A 17,859-nucleotide genomic window follows, 5' to 3' on the forward strand; every position below is an offset into this window, starting at 1 on the left:
GGCGGCGTCGGCTCAGGGCGTCTCCTCGAGGAGTGCGGCGATGCCGTCGAGGAGGCGTTGCAGGCCGAACTCGAACAGCTCGTCCAGGTCGAAGTCGTACCCGGCCGTGGTGAGCCGCGCGAGTGTGGGGAATCGGCCGGTGGCCAGGATGGCCTGGAACACCGGCTCCTGGGTGTCCAGCCACTCCTCGTTGTTCTGGCCGCTGAGGGCCTCCGCCTCCGCCTCCAGCTCGACGTTGACAGCGGTGCCGCGAACGTAGTTGAACAACGTGAGGTGGGTGGTGAACATCGTCTGCAGGTCCAGACCGCGGCCGTCCAGGGCGGTGAGCACCCACTCGGTGAAGGGCAGTGCGCCGGCGACGGGCTGGGGCCGGGTCACCGACAGGGTCGGCGCGAGCCACGGGTGGCGACGGAACATGTCCCACAGCGTTCGGGCGGCGAGCGTGAGCCGGTCCCGCCAGCTTTCCGGCGGATCGGTGGGGAACGGCCACTGGGAGAGGGTCGCGTCCAGCATCCGCATCAGCAGGTCGTCCTTGTCGGCCACGTGCCGGTACAGCGACATGGTCGCGACCCCGAGATCGGCGGCGACCCGGCGCATGGAGACCGCGGCGACTCCCTCCGCGTCGGCGACCGCGACGGCCGAAGCGACGATCCGCCCGACCGTCAGTGTCTGGTCCGAGCCGCGCTTTCGGTGGGTGGACGATGCCGGGGCGGCGGGTGTGTCCGGGTGAGGCGAGGCCGGGAGCGGGCCGGTGCCCACGGGGCGGCGCCCGGCTTCGACGACTGTGCCGATACCCGGGACCGCGCGGACCAGGCCCTCGCGGCGGAGCTCGGTGAGCGCCTTTGTCGCGGTCGCCATCGCGACGCCCCACTGCCGGGTGATCTCACGGGTCGAGGGCACCCGGTCGCCCGGTGCGAGCTCGCCCGCCTCGATCCGCTGCCGCAGTTCGGCGACGATCTGGCCGCAGCGTGGCGCTCGCTGTCCGCTCACCGGCGTCCCCTCCGCACTAGTGCACCTGAACGCGCACCACCCTAGTCCCCAGCCGGGCGGTCTTCGCAACCGTGCCCGTCCGGGTGGAGCAGGCGCTCCAGCACTAGTGCACCGAAGGGTCAACTCGCCTTGATGGCAATGGTTTCCTGGCTTGTCTGATCTCATGTGTACGCCGTACATTCGGCGCTATGGGGAACACCGACGTACTCATCTCCGGCGCCGGCATCGCCGGGCCCGCGCTCGCGTACTGGCTGCGCAGGGCAGGCATCACCGTCACCGTCGTCGAGCGCGCGCCCGCGCCGCGGCCGGGCGGCCAGACCGTGGACCTGCGCGGCGCCGGGCGCACCGTGATGGCGCGTATGGGACTGCTGGAGCAGGCGCGGGCGACCAGCGTCGACCAGCGTGGCATCGCCTTCGTCGACGCCTCCGGCCGGCACACCGCCCGGATGACGGCGGACAGCTTCGGCGGCGAGGGAATCATTTCGGAGATCGAGATACTGCGCGGCGACCTCGGCCGCCTGCTGTACGAGGCGACCCGGCCGGAGACGGAGTACCTGTTCGATGACACCATCACCGCGCTCGACCAGGACGACGACGGCGTCACCGTCGCCTTCGAGAAAGCCGAGCCGCGTCGATACGGCCTGGTCGTCGGGGCGGACGGGCTGCACTCCGCGGTGCGCGCACTGGCCTTCGGCCCGGAGTCGGCGTACGTCCGCCCGCTGAACGTGTACACCGCCTGGTTCACGGCCACCGATGAGCTGGACCTCGACGGCTGGTTCCAGATGTACAACGCACCCGGCGGGCTCGTCGCGTCGGCCCGTCCGGGCCGCCTCCCCGGAGAGATCAAGGCCGGCCTCAGCTTCCGGTCGCCACCGATCGCCTACGACCGCCACGACACCGCCGCGCAGCAGGACATGATGGCCGACCGATTCGCCGGTGCGGGCTGGGAGGTCCCGCGGCTGCTGCGGGCGATGCGCACCGCGCCGGACTTCTTCTTCGACTCCATGGGCCAGGTGCGGCTCGACCACTGGTCTCGCGGCCGGGTGGTGCTGCTCGGTGACGCCGGCTACTGCCCGACGCCGCTCACCGGTCTGGGAACGAGCGTGGCCCTGGTCGGCGCCTACGTGCTGGCCGGCGAGCTCGCCACCGCCGACGGAGACCACCGTGCCGCCTTCCGGAACTACGACCGGGTGATGCGCCCCTATGTCGGCCAGGCCCAGCGACTGCCGCCCGGCGGTGCTTCGGGATACGCGCCCTCCAGCGCGCTAGCCATCCGCTTGCGGGACCTCTCGATGCGCTCGATGAACCGCTGGCCGATGCGGAACCTGCTTGCCGCACAGTTCGCCAAGGCCGGAGACATCACCCTGCCCGAGTACGGTCACGCACCCGCGCTGTAGTACCCGGCGCGGGTGCGGCCGGGGCGGACGGCCTTCGTCGGGACGGCGCCGCCGTGCTCCTTCGCCCGGGTCGGGCCGGTCGTTCGGTTGCGGCGGTCATCTGCCGTGCGCGTTCGTGGAGTTCCCGGGCGCGCTCCCCTCTTGCTGTGAGGTCTGAGGGCGGCGAGCATTGCGCGGATGCGGTCGTCGGCTAGGCCGGACTGGACGCGTGGGTAGTCTTCGACGGCCAGGTGCCAGGACGCGCAGGCTTCGTCGAGTCTCCCGTTGTGAGATCCCTGCCCTGTGCTACCGGGGCCTGCACTTCAGGTGAGCCAGGGTCACTACTGTGGTGCGGGTGAAGGGCATATGCGCTCACACGGGGGCCTCCGCTGACCGGAGGGAGCCGCCTTCGGCTGGCAGCGGACGCGACGGCAGAGGATCGAGCAGGCCCCGTGAGGCACGACGGACACAGCGATCAGGACGGCGGAAGCCTGATAGGCAGGAATCTGGCCACCTGGCGAGTGCGGCGGGCGGTGAGCGTCGGCGAACTCGCCGAGCGTGCCCGGATCCCGTCCGAGCGCATCGCCCTTCTGGAGAGCGGCCGGAACTGGGTGGACCGCCGCGGTGAGCTGGCCGCCCTGACCGGGGCCCTGCGGCTGGACGCCACCGATCTGACCGGGCAGCCCTACCCCCCGGCCGGCCCCGAGCACGCGGCGGTGCGGGCCGTGGCCTTCGAGCTGCGGCGCGAGATCGCCGGATCCGCAGCGGCGTCCTTGTCCGGGTCGGTGGACGATCTTGACGCCCGTACCTCCTCGGCCTTGGCCGCCGAGGCGGCCGGGGACGAGTACGCGCTGGCGCTTGCCCTGCCGGGCGCGATCCGTCTGGCCGACAGCATCGCCGCGACGGCGCGCTCGGAGGCCGGCCGGGAGCGGGCGGCGGAACTGCGGATGCTGGGACACGTCGCGGCGGCCGGACTGCTGCGGCGCCTGGGCTATCGGGATCTGGCCTGGATGCTGCTGCACACCGCCCGGCCTGGCGGCCCCGAGCCGGTGGAGGTCCTCATTGAGGAGGCCCGGCTGCTGATCGACATGGCCTTGCCGGAGTACGCCCTCGCCCGCCTCCAGCGGGCCAGGGCCGCCGGGGGCGGGCAGGGCCTGCCGCTGGTGGAAGCACTCGCGCACGCCGTCACCGGGCGGCGGGAGACGGCCGATGGGCTGCTTGACCAGGCGGCCGGTCAAGCGGAGGACTCCCGGACGGGCGCGGTGGTCGCGGCCACCCGGGTCGTGGTCGCCGTGGAGAGCGGAGCGGCGCACGAGGTGGTCGAGCATGCCCGGTGCGCGGATCTGGATGCCTTGGAGCCGGCCTGGCGTGCCTCGGTGATGGTGGCCGCCGCCTTGGCTCACGCCCGGCTCGGCCGTCTTGAGGAGACGGCGGCCAACCTCGCCGCGGCCGAGGAGCTGGCGCCGTTGCGGGTGCGTCTGGACTCGTTCGCTCGCGAGCTGCTGGCCGTGCTGCCTGCCCAGACCCACGACCCTGCGTCCGCGGAGACGATCCGGCGAATCGCGGAGCGGGCCGGAGTGCGGTGACGGCACCCGGTTCGGGGAAACCTGTCCCGGCGGGCCCCGCGGTCGCCCTACGCTACGGCTTGGTCACCGGAACTGCGAGGGTGGGGCGTGATGAGCGAAGAGCAGGCCCAGCAGATCGGCCAGCGGCTGCGGTTGGCCCGCCGTCAGCGAGGGATGAGCCTGCGGACGCTGTCCGGGCTGTCCGGGCTGTCGGCCGGCTTCCTGTCGATGGTGGAGAACGGCCAGCGGCACCTGGACCGCACCGGGCACATCAACGCCCTGGCCGAGGCCCTGCAGATCGCACCCTCGGAGCTGACCGGCCAGCCCTACGCTCCCGCCGACCCGATCCACCGCGAGCGCGCACGAGGCGATCCCGGCCCTTCGCCTGGCGCTGATGGGCATGAACCTGGGGCTGCCTCCGGACCAGGGGCCGCCGGCCGAGCCGGTCGGCGTGCTGGCCGAGCGGGTCGCCGAGGCCAACCGGCTCTATCACTCCTGCGAGTACGGCCAGGTCGCGGACGTGCTTCCCGGCCTGCTTGGGGATCTGCACGCGGCGGCCGATGCGGCCACCGGTCCGCGGCGGCAGGTGCTGCTGCGGCTGCTGGCGGACGCCTACCACCCGGCCTGCACGCTGCTGCTGAAGAACCTTGGCTACACCGACCTGGCGTTCATCGCAGTCACCCGGGCGGCGGAGGCGATCGCCGAGCTGGACGACCCGATCTACCACGCGCTGTCAGGGTTCTTCCACACCCACGTGCTCATGGCCGCCGGCAGCCCGGCCCAGGCCCTGGCCCGCGCCGGACAGGCCGCTGCCGAGGTCGAGCGGCGCCTGGTGAGCCCGGCCGCGCACGCGCTGCTGGGCGAGCTGCACCTGATCCAGGCGACCTGTCTGACCCAGGATGTCCGCCGCTCGGGCGCCGAGCGGACCCACGAGGTCAACCAGCACCTGGTGGAGGCCGCCAGCCTGGCCGCCCGCACCGGCGAGACCAAGGCATGGCACCTGAACTTCGGGCCGACCAACGTCGGCATCCACCAGGTGAGCCTGAACACCGACCTGGGCCTGCACGGAAAGGCGGTCGCGGCGGGCGGCGGCGTCCGCCCGCAGATCCTGTCCGCCCCAGGCCGGGAGGCGGCCTTCCGCGCGGACCTGGGCCGCTCGCTCGCGCACCTTCGCGGCCGGGACGCCGAGGCCGTCGCCGCGCTGCTGGCCGCCGAGCATGTCGCGCCCCAGCGTATCCACGCCAACGCGCTGGTGCGTGACACCGTCTCCGACCTGCTCGACCGCCAGCTGCCCTCGCATGCCGCCCGGGATCTGCGAGGGCTGGCCCACCGCATGGGCCTGCAGTTCTGAGCTGCACAATTGCCCGGTGGCGACGAACAAGTACGGGGCGGTCTGCGCGGCCGCCGGCTGCCAGACCTACGTTCCGCCCGGCGGCGGAGTGCTCATCCGCGGTGAACGGGGGTGGCTGACCTACTGCCCCGCCGACGGCCCGAGCGGACGGAAGGCCCGCGAGTCCTACGGCGGCCCGAGGGACTCCGAAGACGAGGGCCCGCACGAGCCCGTCGTCGTCTTCCTGCACGACCGCCTGGAGGAGGAACTGGCGGCAGCCGCGGCGGCGGGGATCACTCCCTGGCGGCACTGGCCCCGCCGCAGCCAGCGAGTTGTCGACGGCCACGACGAACTGGTGGTGGAGACCTCGCTGCGGGTCGTCGCCGACCACATCGCCACCTGGGGTCCCTGGCCCGCGATCCTGAACGCCGACAGCCGCTACATGGTCATCAACCTCTTCGAGGAAGCGGAACCGGGACCGGCCCGCGAGGCTCTGCGGGACGCGGTGAGGGCCTTGGCCATGGCCTACCGGGAACACCCCGACTACGACCCGGCCTGGACGCTGCGCGAGCCGTGACGGCCGCCTGGGCGCGTCGAAGTCACACTCGGCCGGGCACGTTCATCCGTACTCGACAGCTAACCCTTTTTGATGCCTGATCAGGGGCTCTCCCATCAGGGAGGGCCCCTGATCGCTGTCCGGGGCGGTGTGTTCACAGCCGTGAACACCGCAGCGTGTTCTCTCGCTTACCTTCGGTGATGCCGGGTTGCCGAGTCACCCCGGAAGGGAGGGGCTGTGATGTCCGCCGACGCGATGATCCACGTCTTCCAGGTCCTGTCGATCGCCGAGCGCGTCCCGCCGGGAGACCAGGAAGGTCCTCGAAGGCTGGGGTCTGGACGACGAGCTGGTGGCCACCTCCTGCCTGAGCGTCAGCGAGCTGGTCACGAACGTCGCCCGGCACGCGGCGGTGATCTCGCCGACCGTGAAGGTCGAACTGAGCACGGATGACACCGAGTTGACGGTTTCCGTCGCGGATGCCCACCCGTTCCGCCCCAAGGCCCTGCCTGCTCCGAACGGTTCGGGCGGCTGGGGACTGGCCCTGGCGAAGGGCCTGGTCGAGGAGGCTCACGGCAGGCACGAGGTCGTGGACGACGCCTCGACCGGCGGCAAGGCGGTCGTCCTCCATCTGCCGCTCGCCTCGGGTCGCCGTCTGAAGCCCGGTCCGCACCACCGCACGACCGCTCCTCCGGATGCTGCCGGCCTGGCCGCGTCCTGCCCGCACACGACTGCGTGAAGGAGAACGAGATGCTCGAATCGGTCGCCCACCTGGAGAAGGTGGCCAAGCAGTGGGACGTCAACACCGAGGACGTGCTGCTGATCGCCCTGAACGCCTGCGGCGCCCGCTCGCCGCTGACCAAGCCGCGCATGCGTTTCCAGCTGCGGCTGGACTCTCGCCCCGCCGATCCGCTGTTCCTGATCCTCTCCCTGGGCCGTCAGAACTCCCCGTTCGAGCTGGACGAGCACGAGCTGCGGCTGCGCGGGGTGAAGGTCGGCGAGGTCGACGGCATCGAGGACGATGATGCTGTGCTCGGCTACTGGCGTAACGGCAGGAGGACGCTGACCCTCAACTCCAACGCCCGTTCCCAGTGCACGGGCTGTGTGTTCTGCCCGAACACCCTGGAGGACTCCTCCGACCCGAAGATCAAGGCCCTCGACCTGGCCGGCTATCTCGGCGCGCTCGCCGCGAACTCGGGGATGGAGGACCTGTCGCCGGTAGAGACGGTGACGGTCTGCACCGGGTGCTTCCTCCACGAGCACCTCGCGCTCGAGCACCTGGCGGAGGTCCGTACGGCGATGAGCGCGAACGGTTGCACCGGCACCCTGCACTTCCTGTCCTCGGTGCTGACCACCGAGACCGGACTGGACGCCGCCGCGGATCTGGGCTCGTTCCACCTCACCCTGACGGCCGAGTGCTTCACCGAGCGGCGGCAGATCCTCAAGGAGTCCAAGGCCAAGCTCACGCCCGAGGAGATGGTCACCGCCCTCGGGGCGGCGAAGGAGCGCGGGATCACCACGGACTTCACCTACATCGTCGGCCTGGACCCGATCGAGGCGGCCGTCGAGAACCTGAAGGGCTTCGTCCCGGTCACCACGACGTTCCCCCGGTTCCAGACCTACCAGGCCCACAACCCGTTTATGGACGTCTACCGCACGCCCGGCTCGGACTCGATCGAGTGGCACCTGACGATGCGCCGCAACGTCGAGCGGCTGTTCGCCGGCACCGGGCTGCGGCCGGCCTGGTGGCAGAACTACCGCAGCCCGTGGTGCTTCACCTTCGACGGTGAAGAGCTGACCGGAGCGAGGATCTGATGGCGGCCACCGACACGGCGCCCGCGGCGGGCCGCTGCGAGGACGCCGGTCCGGTCCGGGAGGCGGGCACGGTGATCCGCGAGGTCCAGGCATGGCGCCTGCCCCCGCAGGAGGCGGGTCTGCCCGAAGGGCTGCCGAAGGAGATCGCCGCCGTCGCGGTCACCCCGGCCGGGCCCGAGTGGGCTGAGCACCGCGAGCGGTTCGCGCTCTGCCTGGTCGGCGACGGCGGGCTCGGCTGGCACGGCCCGGTGAGCGGGCCGGTGGTACAGGTGATCCGGGATGACCACGCGGCCGGGCTGGTAGGGCACGACGCCGCCGAGCACCGCCGCCTGCCCTACCGGAAGGCCACCGGCCGCCACCGGACGGGCCCGCACGCCCGGCAGGCGGTCTCCGCGGTCGAGCTGGCCTGCTGGGATCTGGCCTCGGCCGCGTCCAGGACGAGCGTGGTCGATCTGCTGGGCGGGCAGGTCCGCTCCCGCGTCCCGGCCTACGCGTCCGCGTTGGGCCTGGACCCGGCCCACCCGGGCGCCGGGGAGGCTGCGGCCTGGATCGCCGGGGCCGGGTTCTGGGGCCAAAAGTGGCCGCTGACCAAGCAGCTGATCCTGGCCGGGCCCCGCGCGCTCGCCGCCACGCTCGGGCGGCTGCGGGAAGCTGCGGGCGAGGGCCCGTTCATGGTCGACGGCCTGGGCCGCTGCCACCTGGACGACGCGCTGCGGTTGCTGCCGGTCCTCGCGGATCTCCAGGTCCAGTGGGCGGAGGAGCTGGTCCCGGCCGGCTCCTGGGGCTGGCAGCGGCTGCGGCTCGCCCCGGCCGAGGTCCCGCTCGCGGCCGGAGAGCACGCGGTCGACGAGGCTGAGCAGACACGGCTGCTGACCGGCGGGCAGGTGGACGTCTGGCAGGTCGACGTCGGCTGGGCCGGGGGCCTCGCACGCTCCCTGCACACCGTCGAGACGGCCGCGGATCAGGGCATCCCGACCTTCCCGCACGGCGCCCACCTGAACGCCACACTCGCGCTGGCCGCCGTCTGCTGCCGCGACAAGATCCCGGCGGTCGAATACCACCTGACCGTCGAGTCACTGCGGCAGCAGATCCACGAACACCCGGTGACGGTCGACGGGGGCTGGCTCCCGGCCCGCACCGGGCCGGGGCTGGCCGATCGGCTGACGACCGTCGGCGACGACCCGGCCTGGTCGGTGGGGCGATGACCAGCCGCCAGATCGGGGCGTGGATGACCGGGGCCGAGCGGAGCTCGCTCTGGGCTGGGGTCCGCGGGGTCTGCTTCGACCTGGGCGGCACCCTGGTGGTCACCGACACCCACCCGACCACCGGGCAGGTCGCCCACGTCCTGGGGATCACGCTGCAGCAGGCCCGGGAGGTGATGGAAGCCGGAGCGAAACGCCGCCGGATCACCCCCGCCGACCTGGCGGGCGAGCTCGCCCGCGATTTCGCCCGGCCCGAGGCATTCGAGCAACTGCTGCGGGTGCTGGAGGGCGCCCGCACCCGGGCGGCGTCCCCGCAGCTGTTCCCCGACGCGCTCGCGGCCCTGCAACTGCTGCGGGCCCGGGGGTTCGCCCTGTTCGCGATGACCAACTCGCTCGGCTCCTCGATCCCCGAGCAGGAGCCCGGCTTCCACGCGCTTCTTGACGCGGTCGTCCACTCCGCCGACACCGGCTTCTGCAAGCCGGAGAAGGAGGCGTTCGCCGCCGTCGAGGCCCTGTCCGGGCTCCAGCCGCACAAGCTGCTGCACGTCGGGGACTCCGCCCGGGCGGACGCCACCGGGGCGGTCGCGGCGGGCTGGCACGCGGCCTACCTGCACCGGCCCGAGGACACCCGGCTGCCGCAGCTGGCCGATCCGCTGGCCGTTACGATCCGCACCTTGCGCACGCTCCGCCACCTGCTGCCCGCCCGCAGCTGATCCCACTTACACCTTGGGGGAGGTCCCTCGATGGACCAGAGCGCCAACACCACCAAGGACGTGCTCGCCACGTCCGTGCCCTACTTCGACCCGTCCGGGATGCCGCTTCGCCAGTGGTGCACCGGCAGCCGGGAGGACCCGCTCACCGGGCTGGTCGCCTTCCCGGACTTCCACACCTCCATCCCCCGTGCGCTGGCCGGCGAGCTGGAAGCGGGCGGGATGGTCGCCCTGGCGATCGGCGACGTCGACGGGCTGAAGGAGCACGTCGAGCAGGCCAACGCCACGGACGCGGCCAGCTTCGGGCATCTGGCTGGCAATCAGGTCATGGCCCGCCTGGGCGCCGCCACCCGGGACTGGTTCCGCGACCAGCCCTGGCAGGCGGCCTGCACGGCCACGTTCGGCGGCGACGAGGTCATCATCGCCGCTGCCGTCGACGCCCCGGCCGCCTTCCAGCAGGCCGTCACCGACCTGCGCGACCGGCTCGCCGACGTGCTGCCCACCCGGGTGTCCTTCGCGCTCGCCGTCGCAGGTCCCGCCCACTTGCCCGACGGGCGGGAGGGCAACGCCTGGAAGCACACCTTCACCGACCACCTGCTGGCCACCGTCGACCGCTGCCTGTTCGCCCACAAGGCCGCCCGCCGCACCGCCGGGACCGCTGGCGGCGTCATCGCCGTCACCGAGCCCCCCGGCCACACCTCGCCGGGCACCCTGCAACCGCTGCCCGGACCGGACCGGGTCCTGCACGTGACGGCCCGGCCCTCCCATCCCGGCGGCCGACCCGTCCTACTGCTGCCCTGCCAGGGGCCGGCGGGTCTGCGCGGTCGGCGCCTGCGGGTCACTTTCCCGCAGTCCGGCACACGGACCCTGGTCGCCGTCTCCGCTGCCGGGCAGGCGGCCCTGCTCGTCGAGCACCCCACCGACCAAGCGGGCGTCCCGCTCGTCCTGCGCGGGATCCGGGAGGCTGCCCGGCACAGCGTCCCCGATGACCTGGCCGCCGCCCTCGCCCGGGCCGGGGCCGACTGGGCAGTCCTGCCGGACCATGAACGCGCCCAGATGCTCCACCTGATCACCGAGTCCGCCGACTCCCAGGTCCGAGCCGACCGCATCGCCGGGGCCGTCGTCGCCGCCCGCACCCGGAGCCCGAAGTGACCACCGCCCTTACCACCACCGACCCGGACCCCACCCCGGCGACTGCTGGCTTCCCCGATTGGGGCCGAGCCGCGGCCGAGGCCCTCGTCGCTGTCCCGGACCAGGCCGTCGACGCCTACTGGCGGGCCCTGAACTACCTGTCCGCCGCCCAGCTCTATCTGACCGGAAATCCACGTCTGGCCCGACTGTTGCGGCACGAGGACCTCAAGGCGAGCCCGCGAGGTCACTGGGGCGTCTGCCCGCCGGTGAACTACCTGCTCGCCCACCTCGGCCCGCTGACCGCTCACCGGCCGGAAGGCTCGGAGCTGCTGGTGCTGCACGGCGCCGGACACGCCGGGCCGTCTGCGCTCGCTCACGCCTACCTCAACCAGAGCCTGCCCCGGCCCGGCAGCGAAGCCTGGACGATGGCCGACCTGCGGACCCTCGTCGCCGGCTTCCCCGACCCCGAGCGGTTCGGATCGGAGGTCACCCCGCTGATCCCCGGCGTCCGGCACACCGGCGGGCAGCTCGGCCCCGTGCTCGCTGTCGCCCAGGGCATGGCCCTGGACGCCCCGCACCGCCTGGTTGTCCCGCTGATCGGCGACGGCGAGCTGGAGACCGGTGCCACCGCGGCGGCCTGGCTCGCCTGCCGGGCCCTGGCCGGATCCGGCGGGCACGGGGCGGTGCTGCCGGTGGTGCTGGCCAACGGCCTGCGGATGGGGGGCCCGTCCCTCCTCGCGGGGCTGACCAGTGAGGAGATGACGGCCTACTTCGCGGGGCTCGGCTACCGGCCGCTGGTCGCCGACGGCAGCGACCTGACCGCCTTCCGCCGCCTGCTCGCCGACGCGTTCACGGCGCTTCGCCCGCTCGGCGAGGCGGGCCCGCAGCCGGTGGTGGTGCTGACCATGCCCAAGGGCTACACCGGGCCCGAGCACGTCGCCGGACGGCAGATCGCCGGGACACCGGCGGTCCACAAGACACCACTGGCGAACCCGCTGGAGAACGACGCGGAGTTCTCCGCACTCGCCGGCTGGCTCGCCTCCTACCGGCCGACCGAGCTGCTGACCGCCCAGGGCCGCCCGACCGAACTGGTCCGCCGGGCCCTGCCCGGCCCTGCCGCACAACCACCTGCGGCAGGGACTGCGGTGATCGGCCAGCGGCAGTCCTGGGCGGACGTGAGCACGGTCCTGCGGGCCCGGGCCGAGCACCCCGCGTTTCGGCTGTTCAGCCCCGACGAGATCGCCTCCAACCGGCTCCGCCTCAGCCCGGACGGCAGCACCCCGCCCTGGGCGGTGGAGATCCTCAACGAGGAGATCTGCCACGCCTGGCTGCAGGGCTACACCGAGACCGGCCGCGACGCCGTGCTCGCGACCTACGAGGCGTTCGCCCCGGTCAACACCAGCCTGCTCGCCCAGCACCTCAAGCACCGCAACATGCGGTACGCGGCCGGGCATGCGAACCTGCCGTCGATCAACTACCTGATCACCTCGCTCGGCTGGCGCAACACCTACACCCACCAGAACCCGGGCCTGGCCTCCGCGATGCTCGAACTCGAAGACCCGTCCGTGCACATCTACACCCCGGCGGACACCACCCGGGCCGCCGCCGTTCTCGCCGAGATGCTCGCCGGCCGCGACCGTGTCAACTTCCTGATCACCGACAAGCACGGCGGGCTGAACTTCCCGCCCGGACCGTTCCGCGACGAGCTCACCCGAGGAGTCGCGATCTGGCCGCACCTGTCCTTCGGCCGGGGCACCCCGGAGGTGGTCCTGGCCTCCGCCGGAGACGTTCCGGCCCGCCAACTCGCCGAGGCCGCGCGCAACCTGCGTCGCGTCCGGGCCGCCACTACGATCCGATACCTGCACATCAACGACCTCACCGTCCTCGGCTCCCCGGGGACCTGGCCGGCAGCCCTGACCCGGCAGGCGTTCACCGACCTGTTCGGCGCCGACTGCCCCGTCCTGCTGGCCGTCCCGACCTTCCCCGGCGCCGTCCGCGGCCTGCTCGCGGCCCGCGGCGAGACGGACCGCTTCCACGTGGTCGGCTACCGCGACCCCGGCCGCCCCGTCAGCAACGAGGCCCTGCTCGAACACGCCGACCTGTCGACCCCGGCCCTGTCCGCCCGCGCGACCCGACTCATTGAGGAGCACCGCCGATGACCCGCACCCTCCCGGCCCCGCCCGACCCGGACCAGCTCGCCGCGTTTGACCGCGACGGCTACCTCATCCTGCGCGACGTCATCAGCCCCGAGCTCCGGGACCAGCTCGCCGAGGCGAGTGAGCGGCTCCTGGCCGGCGACCGGACCGCCGGCCGCGACCGCAGCACGGACGGCAAAGACGGCTTCCGTGGCGTCGTGGCCGTGGACGACGCCTTCCTGCCGCTGGTCGCCAACCCGGCCGTCCTGCCCACCATCGTCGGCCTGCTCAGCCCGAACCTGCACCTGATGTCCAGCAACCTGATCTCCATGCCGTCCATCCCGCCCGGCGGCACGCGCACCATCCGCGTCCCACAGCGGCACGGCTGGCACCGCGACATGGCCGCCGCCACCCGCGACCTCGGCACCGGCAAGGTCCCCCGGCTCGCGATCAAGGCCGCCTACTACCTCAGCGACATCACCCCCGATGCTGGCCTCACCATGGTCCTGCCCGGCAGCAGCCACGACCCCGGCCCGGTCACCGTTCCCCAGGGCGCCATCGACCCGCCCCGCGCGATCACCCCCGACCTCGGTCCCCTGGACGTCCTGCTGTTCGAAAACCGCACCTGGCACGCCGGCGGCCTGAACGTTTCTGGCCGCCCGCGCCTGGCGGTGATGATGCAATACGGCTACCGCTGGCTCGCCGACCTCGACGACCCCGCCCCGCACCTGCACGATCACCCCGGCCTGGACGACGTCGAACGCCAACTGCTGGGCACCCCCGACCGCAACCCGGACGGCTCGGTCACCCACGAAGGCGCCGGAGCCTGGGCCCTCCAGCAGTGGTGGGACCGTGTCAACTCCACTCCGCCGCATTCCTCCTGAAGAGCCACAAACCACGAGAGCGTCCGCGAAAGACTGGTGACCATGACCTCCTACACGCCCGACGAACTGTTCGCCTCCACCGCCCCCTACTACGCGAAATACCGGCCCGGCTACGACCCGAAGCTCTACGACCTGCTCAAGGAGAAGTTCGCCCTCGACGGCACCCAGCGCGTCCTGGACCTGGGCACCGGCACCGGCGTCCTCGCCCTCCCGCTCGCCCGCCTCGTCGGTGAGGTCGTCGCCGTCGACCCCGAGCCCGGCATGCTCGCCGAAGGCCGCACGCTCGCCGACCAGGCCGGCATCACCAACATCACCTGGCTGCAAGGCGATTCCACCACCCTGCACACCCTCGACCTCGGACAGATCCTGCTCACGGTGATGGGCGCCGCGTTCCACTGGACCGACCGCGACCAGCTCCTCAAGGACCTGGACCACCTCATCGCCCCCGGCGGGGCCGTCGTCCTCGCCTCCGGGGGAGCTCCCGGCGACGTCGAACCCACCCCCTGGCTGGAGGTGATCGCCGAGGTCCGCACCCGCTACCTCGGCCCCGAGCGCCGGGCCGGCTCCAGCACCTACAGCCACCCCAAAGAACGCCACCAGGACGTCGTCGCCCGCTCCCCGTTCTCCCACATCGAGACCGTCCGCTGGGACCGCACCGTCACCCGCACCCTGGACGAGGTCGTGGGCCTGCAGTTCTCCTACAGCTACTCCAGCCCCGCCCAACTCGGCGACCGGAAGGACTCCTTCGAGCACGACCTGCGCGAAGCCCTCACCGCCTTCAACCCCGAGGGCCGCTACGACGAACTCGTCCGCACCGAAGCGATCATCGCCACCCGAACCTGAGAAGACCCCAGCAGACCACCCGAAGGGCGGCCCCGGGCAACACCCAGCCCCTGGAGCCGCCTTTCCTCATACACCAGCGCCGAAATGCAGGGTCCTTGCGATCAGCTCCGACCACGCCACGGCGACGATGGCCTCGATACGCCAACGGCAGCACGCTGCGGCGAAGGACCACTGGTGGGAGCGCATGACCAAGCCGCTGCTCGACGGCTGCATCCCCCGCAAGCGGTTACCATCCTCAACCTGCCGAAGCCCAAGCGCTTCCGCGTGCTGGCCGAAGGCATGGCCAAACTCGCCGAGCACGTCGGCGCGCTCCACGGCGAACTGCAGCTGCTTCAGCAGAGCAGCGTTCCCCGGAGCCGGGTGGTAATTGACGGTCCGGCCAGCGAGGAAGCGGCGAAGATCCTCATCCTGTTCGATGTAGCCAGGATGGGCTGGGACGACCAGGAGCAGACGAAGCGACAGCTGGAGCGCAGCCCGTAGCCGGTTTCGTGAGGTGTCGGCGGTTTCCCGCAGCCGGCGGCCGACTCTCCGTCGGCCGCCGGTGAGTCACATCAGTCGGGTGCGTCGTTGGCCGTACTGACCGGGGCTGGCGCCCGCATGAGTGGCGGCCGGGTGGGAGGCGTCTCGACTCCGGGTGGCCGGTGGCTCGATCGTGGACAACCGGCTGTCAGAGTTCGCCGGCGATGACGCCGGTGCGGAAGGCGTGCCACTCGGCTTCGGTGAACAGCAGGGCCGGGCGGTCGGGGTTCTTGGAGTCGCGGACAGCGCGGGCGCCACCGGGGAGGACGGCGATCTCGACGCACTCGTGTTCACCCGCACTGGCCGACGACTTCGTCCAGTTGGCGTTGGAGAGGTCGGTGCCGTACAGGTCGGCCTTGGAGGAATCGGTGCTCATGTGCGTGTTCCTTCGTGTAGGCGTGTGACGAGTGCGAGGGAGTCGTCTGTGGAGAGCGCGGTGGCGACGATCCGCTCGTAGGCGGCGGTGTAGCTCTTCACGCCGTGGGCGTCCTCAATGTAGGTCGCGCCGAGCAGGTTCTCCAACACCACGACCCCGGGAAAGCCGATCAGGACGCGCTGTCGTCGGCTGCGCGCGGTGAACTGCGGCAGCCGTGGCCGGCGCTCGATGCGGAGTTCGTATGGCGGATCTTGCCGGATCCGTTCGCGTCCGCGGGGGCGGGAAGTGCCTGGTAGCACCGGTGTTTGACCGGCCCGTAGCCGGTTTCGTGAGGTGTCGGCGGTTTCCCGCAGCCGGCGGCCGACTCTCCGTCGGCCGCCGGTGAGTCACATCAGTCGGGTGCGTCGTTGGCTGTGTTGACCGGGGCTGGCGCCCGCGTGAGTGGCGGCCGGGCGGAGGCGTCTCGACTCAGGGTGGCCGGTGGCTCGATCGTGGACAGCTGGGCGTCAGAGTTCGCCGGCGATGACGCCGGTGCGGAAGGCGTGCCACTCGGTTTCGGTGAACAGGAGGGCCGGGCGGTCGGGGTTCTTGGAGTCGCGCACGGCGCGGGCGCCGTTGGGGAGGACGGCGATCTCGACGCACTCATGCTCGCCCACGCTGGCCGAGGACTTGGTCCAGGCCGCGTTGGAGAGGTCGATGGCGTACAGCTCGGCCTTGGAGGACTCGGCGTTCATGTCCGTTTTCCTTTTTCTAGGTGTGCGATCAGTGCGAGCGAGTCGTCAGGAGACAAAGCTGCAGCAACGATCCGCTCATACGCGGTGGTGTAGCTCTTCACGCCGTGGGCGTCCTCAATGTAGGTCGCGCCGATCAGGTTCTCCAAGACCACAACAGCTGGGACCGGGCCCCGGAATCTGATCAGGCTGAAAGGGCCCGCGCTCCCTGGGTGGGGCGTAGAGCTGAGTGGCATGACTTGGATCGTGACGTTCGGCAGGTTCGAGACATGAAGGAGGTTACGTAGTGACTCGCGCATGACGACGGGCTTTATGGCGAATCGTTGGTGCAGGACAGCTGGATGCCTTCGCCCTGGCCAACGTGCGGTGCCGGCAAGGGGATCGGGTCATGGGCGGGGCGGCCCGGAGGTGGTATGCGCACCGTCTCTCCGGGGACCGCCCGATGCTGTGAGGCGCGCCGCCGGGCCCCCGGGACTGGCGGCGCGCCCAGGAGTCAGCGCAGGTAGGAGGCCAGGCCCGCCGGCTTGAGGCCGGCCGCGTCGGCTGCCGCCAGGGCGCGCTGGAGGTCGGTGGCCAGGGTGTCGGTCCAGTGCATCAGGACGATGTCGCCGGGCTGCAAGGGGCCCTCGTGCCAGACGTTGGAAGCGCCCCAGCTGAAGTCGGCGTCGGCGGTCAGGACGGTGCGCATGCCGCAGTTGGCGGCGGCCTGGAGGGTGTCGGCGTTCCAGGTGAAGTAGGGCGGGCGGAAGACGGTGGGGACGGTGCCGAAGGTGCGGGTCAGGGAGTCGCGGGCGTCGCAGATCTCGACCTGCTGCTCGGCGGGGGAGAGCGTGGTGAGGTCCGGGTGGGAGACGCTGTGGTCCTGGATGGACGAACCGGGCACGGCGGTGACCCGCTGGAAGAAGCCGGGGTCGGCGGCGGCCGGCATCGGCAGCGGGAAGGCGGTGATCGGCAGCTTGTGGTCGGCGATGAACTGCTCCGCCTCAGGGGTGCGCTGCCAGCCGTCGTCCACGGTGAAGAAGACGACCTTGTCCTTGGTCGGGACGGACGGGGTGGCCGTCGCCGGGGCGGGGGCCGGGCCGTCCACCCGGACGTCGTCGACGGAGAACGGGCCCTGCTGGTACCAGCCGTGGACGTACAGCCGGACGGTGCGCGCGGTGGGGCCGGTGGTGAAACGGGTGGTCAGCTGCTGCCAGCCGCCGTTGGTGTTCTCCGTCCAGGCGGGGGCGACGTCGCGGCCGGTGCCGGTGGCGCCCAGGTAGACGAACTTGCCGCGTACCCAAGCCGAGGCGGTGTACGTGGTGTTGGGCTGGACGGAGACGGTCTGGGCGCACTCGCCGGTGGAGTTGTCGCCCGCCGGGGTGACGGTGAGCGCGGAGCCGCCGGAGTGCGGGGCTGCGGTGGTGGCCGCGGCCTCGGCGGGGCCGCCGGCGCAGCTCCAGCCGGGGACGCTGCCCCAGTCGGCGAGCGAGGAGGCGGGGATCTCGAAGCCGGGGTTGGTGGCCAGGTTGACGGTGGGAGCGGCGGGGGCGGTGGGGCTGGTGGGGCCGGTGTCGGCGGACGCCGGGGCGGCGAGGCCGCAGACGGTGAGCGCGGCGCACGCGGCGAGCGCGGACAGGCGCGAGGACATGGACAAGTGGGGACTCCTGCGTGGGGGAAACGCACCCGTGGGGAGGGCGCGTCGGAACGGGTTGGGGCG

The 17,859-nt window shown here is 72.1% G+C and carries 19 protein-coding genes and 1 pseudogene; 14 read left to right on the forward strand and 6 right to left on the reverse strand.

The features are described 5' to 3' along the window. Window positions 1-12: 12 nt before the first annotated feature. On the reverse strand, window positions 13-990 hold the full coding sequence (locus tag AB0P06_RS09505) for a TetR/AcrR family transcriptional regulator C-terminal domain-containing protein (RefSeq protein WP_363606358.1): 978 nt from the start codon (window positions 988-990) through the stop codon (window positions 13-15). Window positions 991-1,178: 188 nt separating this feature from the next. On the opposite strand from AB0P06_RS09505, the gene AB0P06_RS09510 reads away from it, so the two are divergent. The 14 genes and pseudogenes from AB0P06_RS09510 to AB0P06_RS09575 all read left to right on the forward strand — a co-directional run bounded on the left by AB0P06_RS09510 (window position 1,179) and on the right by AB0P06_RS09575 (window position 15,014). Continuing rightward, window positions 1,179-2,387, forward strand: a complete 1,209-nt coding sequence (locus AB0P06_RS09510) for an FAD-dependent monooxygenase (protein WP_363606360.1) — start codon at window positions 1,179-1,181, stop codon at window positions 2,385-2,387. Between the two features lie 431 nt (window positions 2,388-2,818). Beyond that, complete coding sequence (locus AB0P06_RS09515) at window positions 2,819-3,952, forward strand: DNA-binding protein (protein WP_363606362.1); 1,134 nt, start codon at window positions 2,819-2,821, stop codon at window positions 3,950-3,952. Window positions 3,953-4,105: 153 nt separating this feature from the next. Beyond that, window positions 4,106-4,186, forward strand: a pseudogene (locus AB0P06_RS09520) (hypothetical protein); the annotation flags it as partial. A 139-nt stretch (window positions 4,187-4,325) separates the two neighbouring features. After that, window positions 4,326-5,282 (forward strand): transcriptional regulator, encoded by a 957-nt coding sequence (locus AB0P06_RS09525; protein ID WP_363606363.1) that lies wholly within the window; start codon window positions 4,326-4,328, stop codon window positions 5,280-5,282. A gap of 16 nt (window positions 5,283-5,298) precedes the next feature. Further along, complete coding sequence (locus AB0P06_RS09530; protein ID WP_363606365.1) at window positions 5,299-5,838, forward strand: DUF6221 family protein; 540 nt, start codon at window positions 5,299-5,301, stop codon at window positions 5,836-5,838. A 328-nt stretch (window positions 5,839-6,166) separates the two neighbouring features. Then, window positions 6,167-6,553 carry an ATP-binding protein gene (locus AB0P06_RS09535; RefSeq protein WP_363606367.1) on the forward strand — a complete coding sequence of 129 codons (387 nt, stop codon included), beginning with the start codon at window positions 6,167-6,169 and terminating at the stop codon, window positions 6,551-6,553. Window positions 6,554-6,564: 11 nt separating this feature from the next. Beyond that, window positions 6,565-7,629: a radical SAM protein gene (locus AB0P06_RS09540; RefSeq protein ID WP_363606369.1), complete on the forward strand. Its 1,065-nt coding sequence runs from the start codon at window positions 6,565-6,567 to the stop codon at window positions 7,627-7,629. Further along, complete coding sequence (locus AB0P06_RS09545) at window positions 7,629-8,834, forward strand: enolase C-terminal domain-like protein (protein ID WP_363606370.1); 1,206 nt, start codon at window positions 7,629-7,631, stop codon at window positions 8,832-8,834. Before AB0P06_RS09540 ends, AB0P06_RS09545 begins: the two co-directional genes overlap by 1 nt. Beyond that, the gene (locus AB0P06_RS09550; protein WP_363606371.1) at window positions 8,831-9,544 is read left to right on the forward strand and encodes an HAD family hydrolase; all 714 of its coding nucleotides are present in this window, start codon (window positions 8,831-8,833) and stop codon (window positions 9,542-9,544) included. The genes AB0P06_RS09545 and AB0P06_RS09550 overlap by 4 nt, the downstream gene beginning before the upstream one ends. Window positions 9,545-9,574: 30 nt before the next feature. Beyond that, window positions 9,575-10,693 carry a hypothetical protein gene (locus AB0P06_RS09555; RefSeq protein ID WP_363606373.1) on the forward strand — a complete coding sequence of 373 codons (1,119 nt, stop codon included), beginning with the start codon at window positions 9,575-9,577 and terminating at the stop codon, window positions 10,691-10,693. Further along, window positions 10,690-12,831 (forward strand): phosphoketolase, encoded by a 2,142-nt coding sequence (locus AB0P06_RS09560; RefSeq protein WP_363606374.1) that lies wholly within the window; start codon window positions 10,690-10,692, stop codon window positions 12,829-12,831. Before AB0P06_RS09555 ends, AB0P06_RS09560 begins: the two co-directional genes overlap by 4 nt. After that, window positions 12,828-13,691 carry a phytanoyl-CoA dioxygenase family protein gene (locus tag AB0P06_RS09565; protein WP_363606376.1) on the forward strand — a complete coding sequence of 288 codons (864 nt, stop codon included), beginning with the start codon at window positions 12,828-12,830 and terminating at the stop codon, window positions 13,689-13,691. The genes AB0P06_RS09560 and AB0P06_RS09565 overlap by 4 nt, the downstream gene beginning before the upstream one ends. Before the next feature lie 42 nt (window positions 13,692-13,733). After that, on the forward strand, window positions 13,734-14,534 hold the full coding sequence (locus AB0P06_RS09570) for a class I SAM-dependent methyltransferase (RefSeq protein ID WP_363606378.1): 801 nt from the start codon (window positions 13,734-13,736) through the stop codon (window positions 14,532-14,534). A gap of 174 nt (window positions 14,535-14,708) precedes the next feature. Further along, complete coding sequence (locus AB0P06_RS09575; protein ID WP_363606380.1) at window positions 14,709-15,014, forward strand: hypothetical protein; 306 nt, start codon at window positions 14,709-14,711, stop codon at window positions 15,012-15,014. A 187-nt stretch (window positions 15,015-15,201) separates the two neighbouring features. Here AB0P06_RS09575 and AB0P06_RS09580 read toward each other — a convergent pair whose 3' ends face one another. The 5 genes from AB0P06_RS09580 to AB0P06_RS09600 form a co-directional block, all read right to left on the reverse strand. Then, on the reverse strand, window positions 15,202-15,429 hold the full coding sequence (locus AB0P06_RS09580; RefSeq protein WP_363606381.1) for a DUF397 domain-containing protein: 228 nt from the start codon (window positions 15,427-15,429) through the stop codon (window positions 15,202-15,204). Then, the gene (locus AB0P06_RS09585; protein ID WP_363606383.1) at window positions 15,426-15,581 is read right to left on the reverse strand and encodes a Scr1 family TA system antitoxin-like transcriptional regulator; all 156 of its coding nucleotides are present in this window, start codon (window positions 15,579-15,581) and stop codon (window positions 15,426-15,428) included. Before AB0P06_RS09585 ends, AB0P06_RS09580 begins: the two co-directional genes overlap by 4 nt. Before the next feature lie 354 nt (window positions 15,582-15,935). Next, window positions 15,936-16,163, reverse strand: coding sequence for a DUF397 domain-containing protein (locus AB0P06_RS09590; RefSeq protein ID WP_363606384.1), 228 nt, complete (start codon window positions 16,161-16,163; stop codon window positions 15,936-15,938). After that, window positions 16,160-16,492, reverse strand: coding sequence for a DUF5753 domain-containing protein (locus tag AB0P06_RS09595; RefSeq protein WP_363606586.1), 333 nt, complete (start codon window positions 16,490-16,492; stop codon window positions 16,160-16,162). Before AB0P06_RS09595 ends, AB0P06_RS09590 begins: the two co-directional genes overlap by 4 nt. A gap of 161 nt (window positions 16,493-16,653) precedes the next feature. Then, a complete protein-coding gene (locus AB0P06_RS09600) occupies window positions 16,654-17,790 on the reverse strand; it encodes a polysaccharide deacetylase family protein (protein ID WP_363606386.1) in 1,137 nt (378 codons plus the stop codon). Window positions 17,791-17,859 lie beyond the last annotated feature (69 nt).

It is taken from the genome of Kitasatospora sp. NPDC088351, from assembly GCF_040685575.1.
GTDB lineage: Bacteria > Actinomycetota > Actinomycetes > Streptomycetales > Streptomycetaceae > Kitasatospora.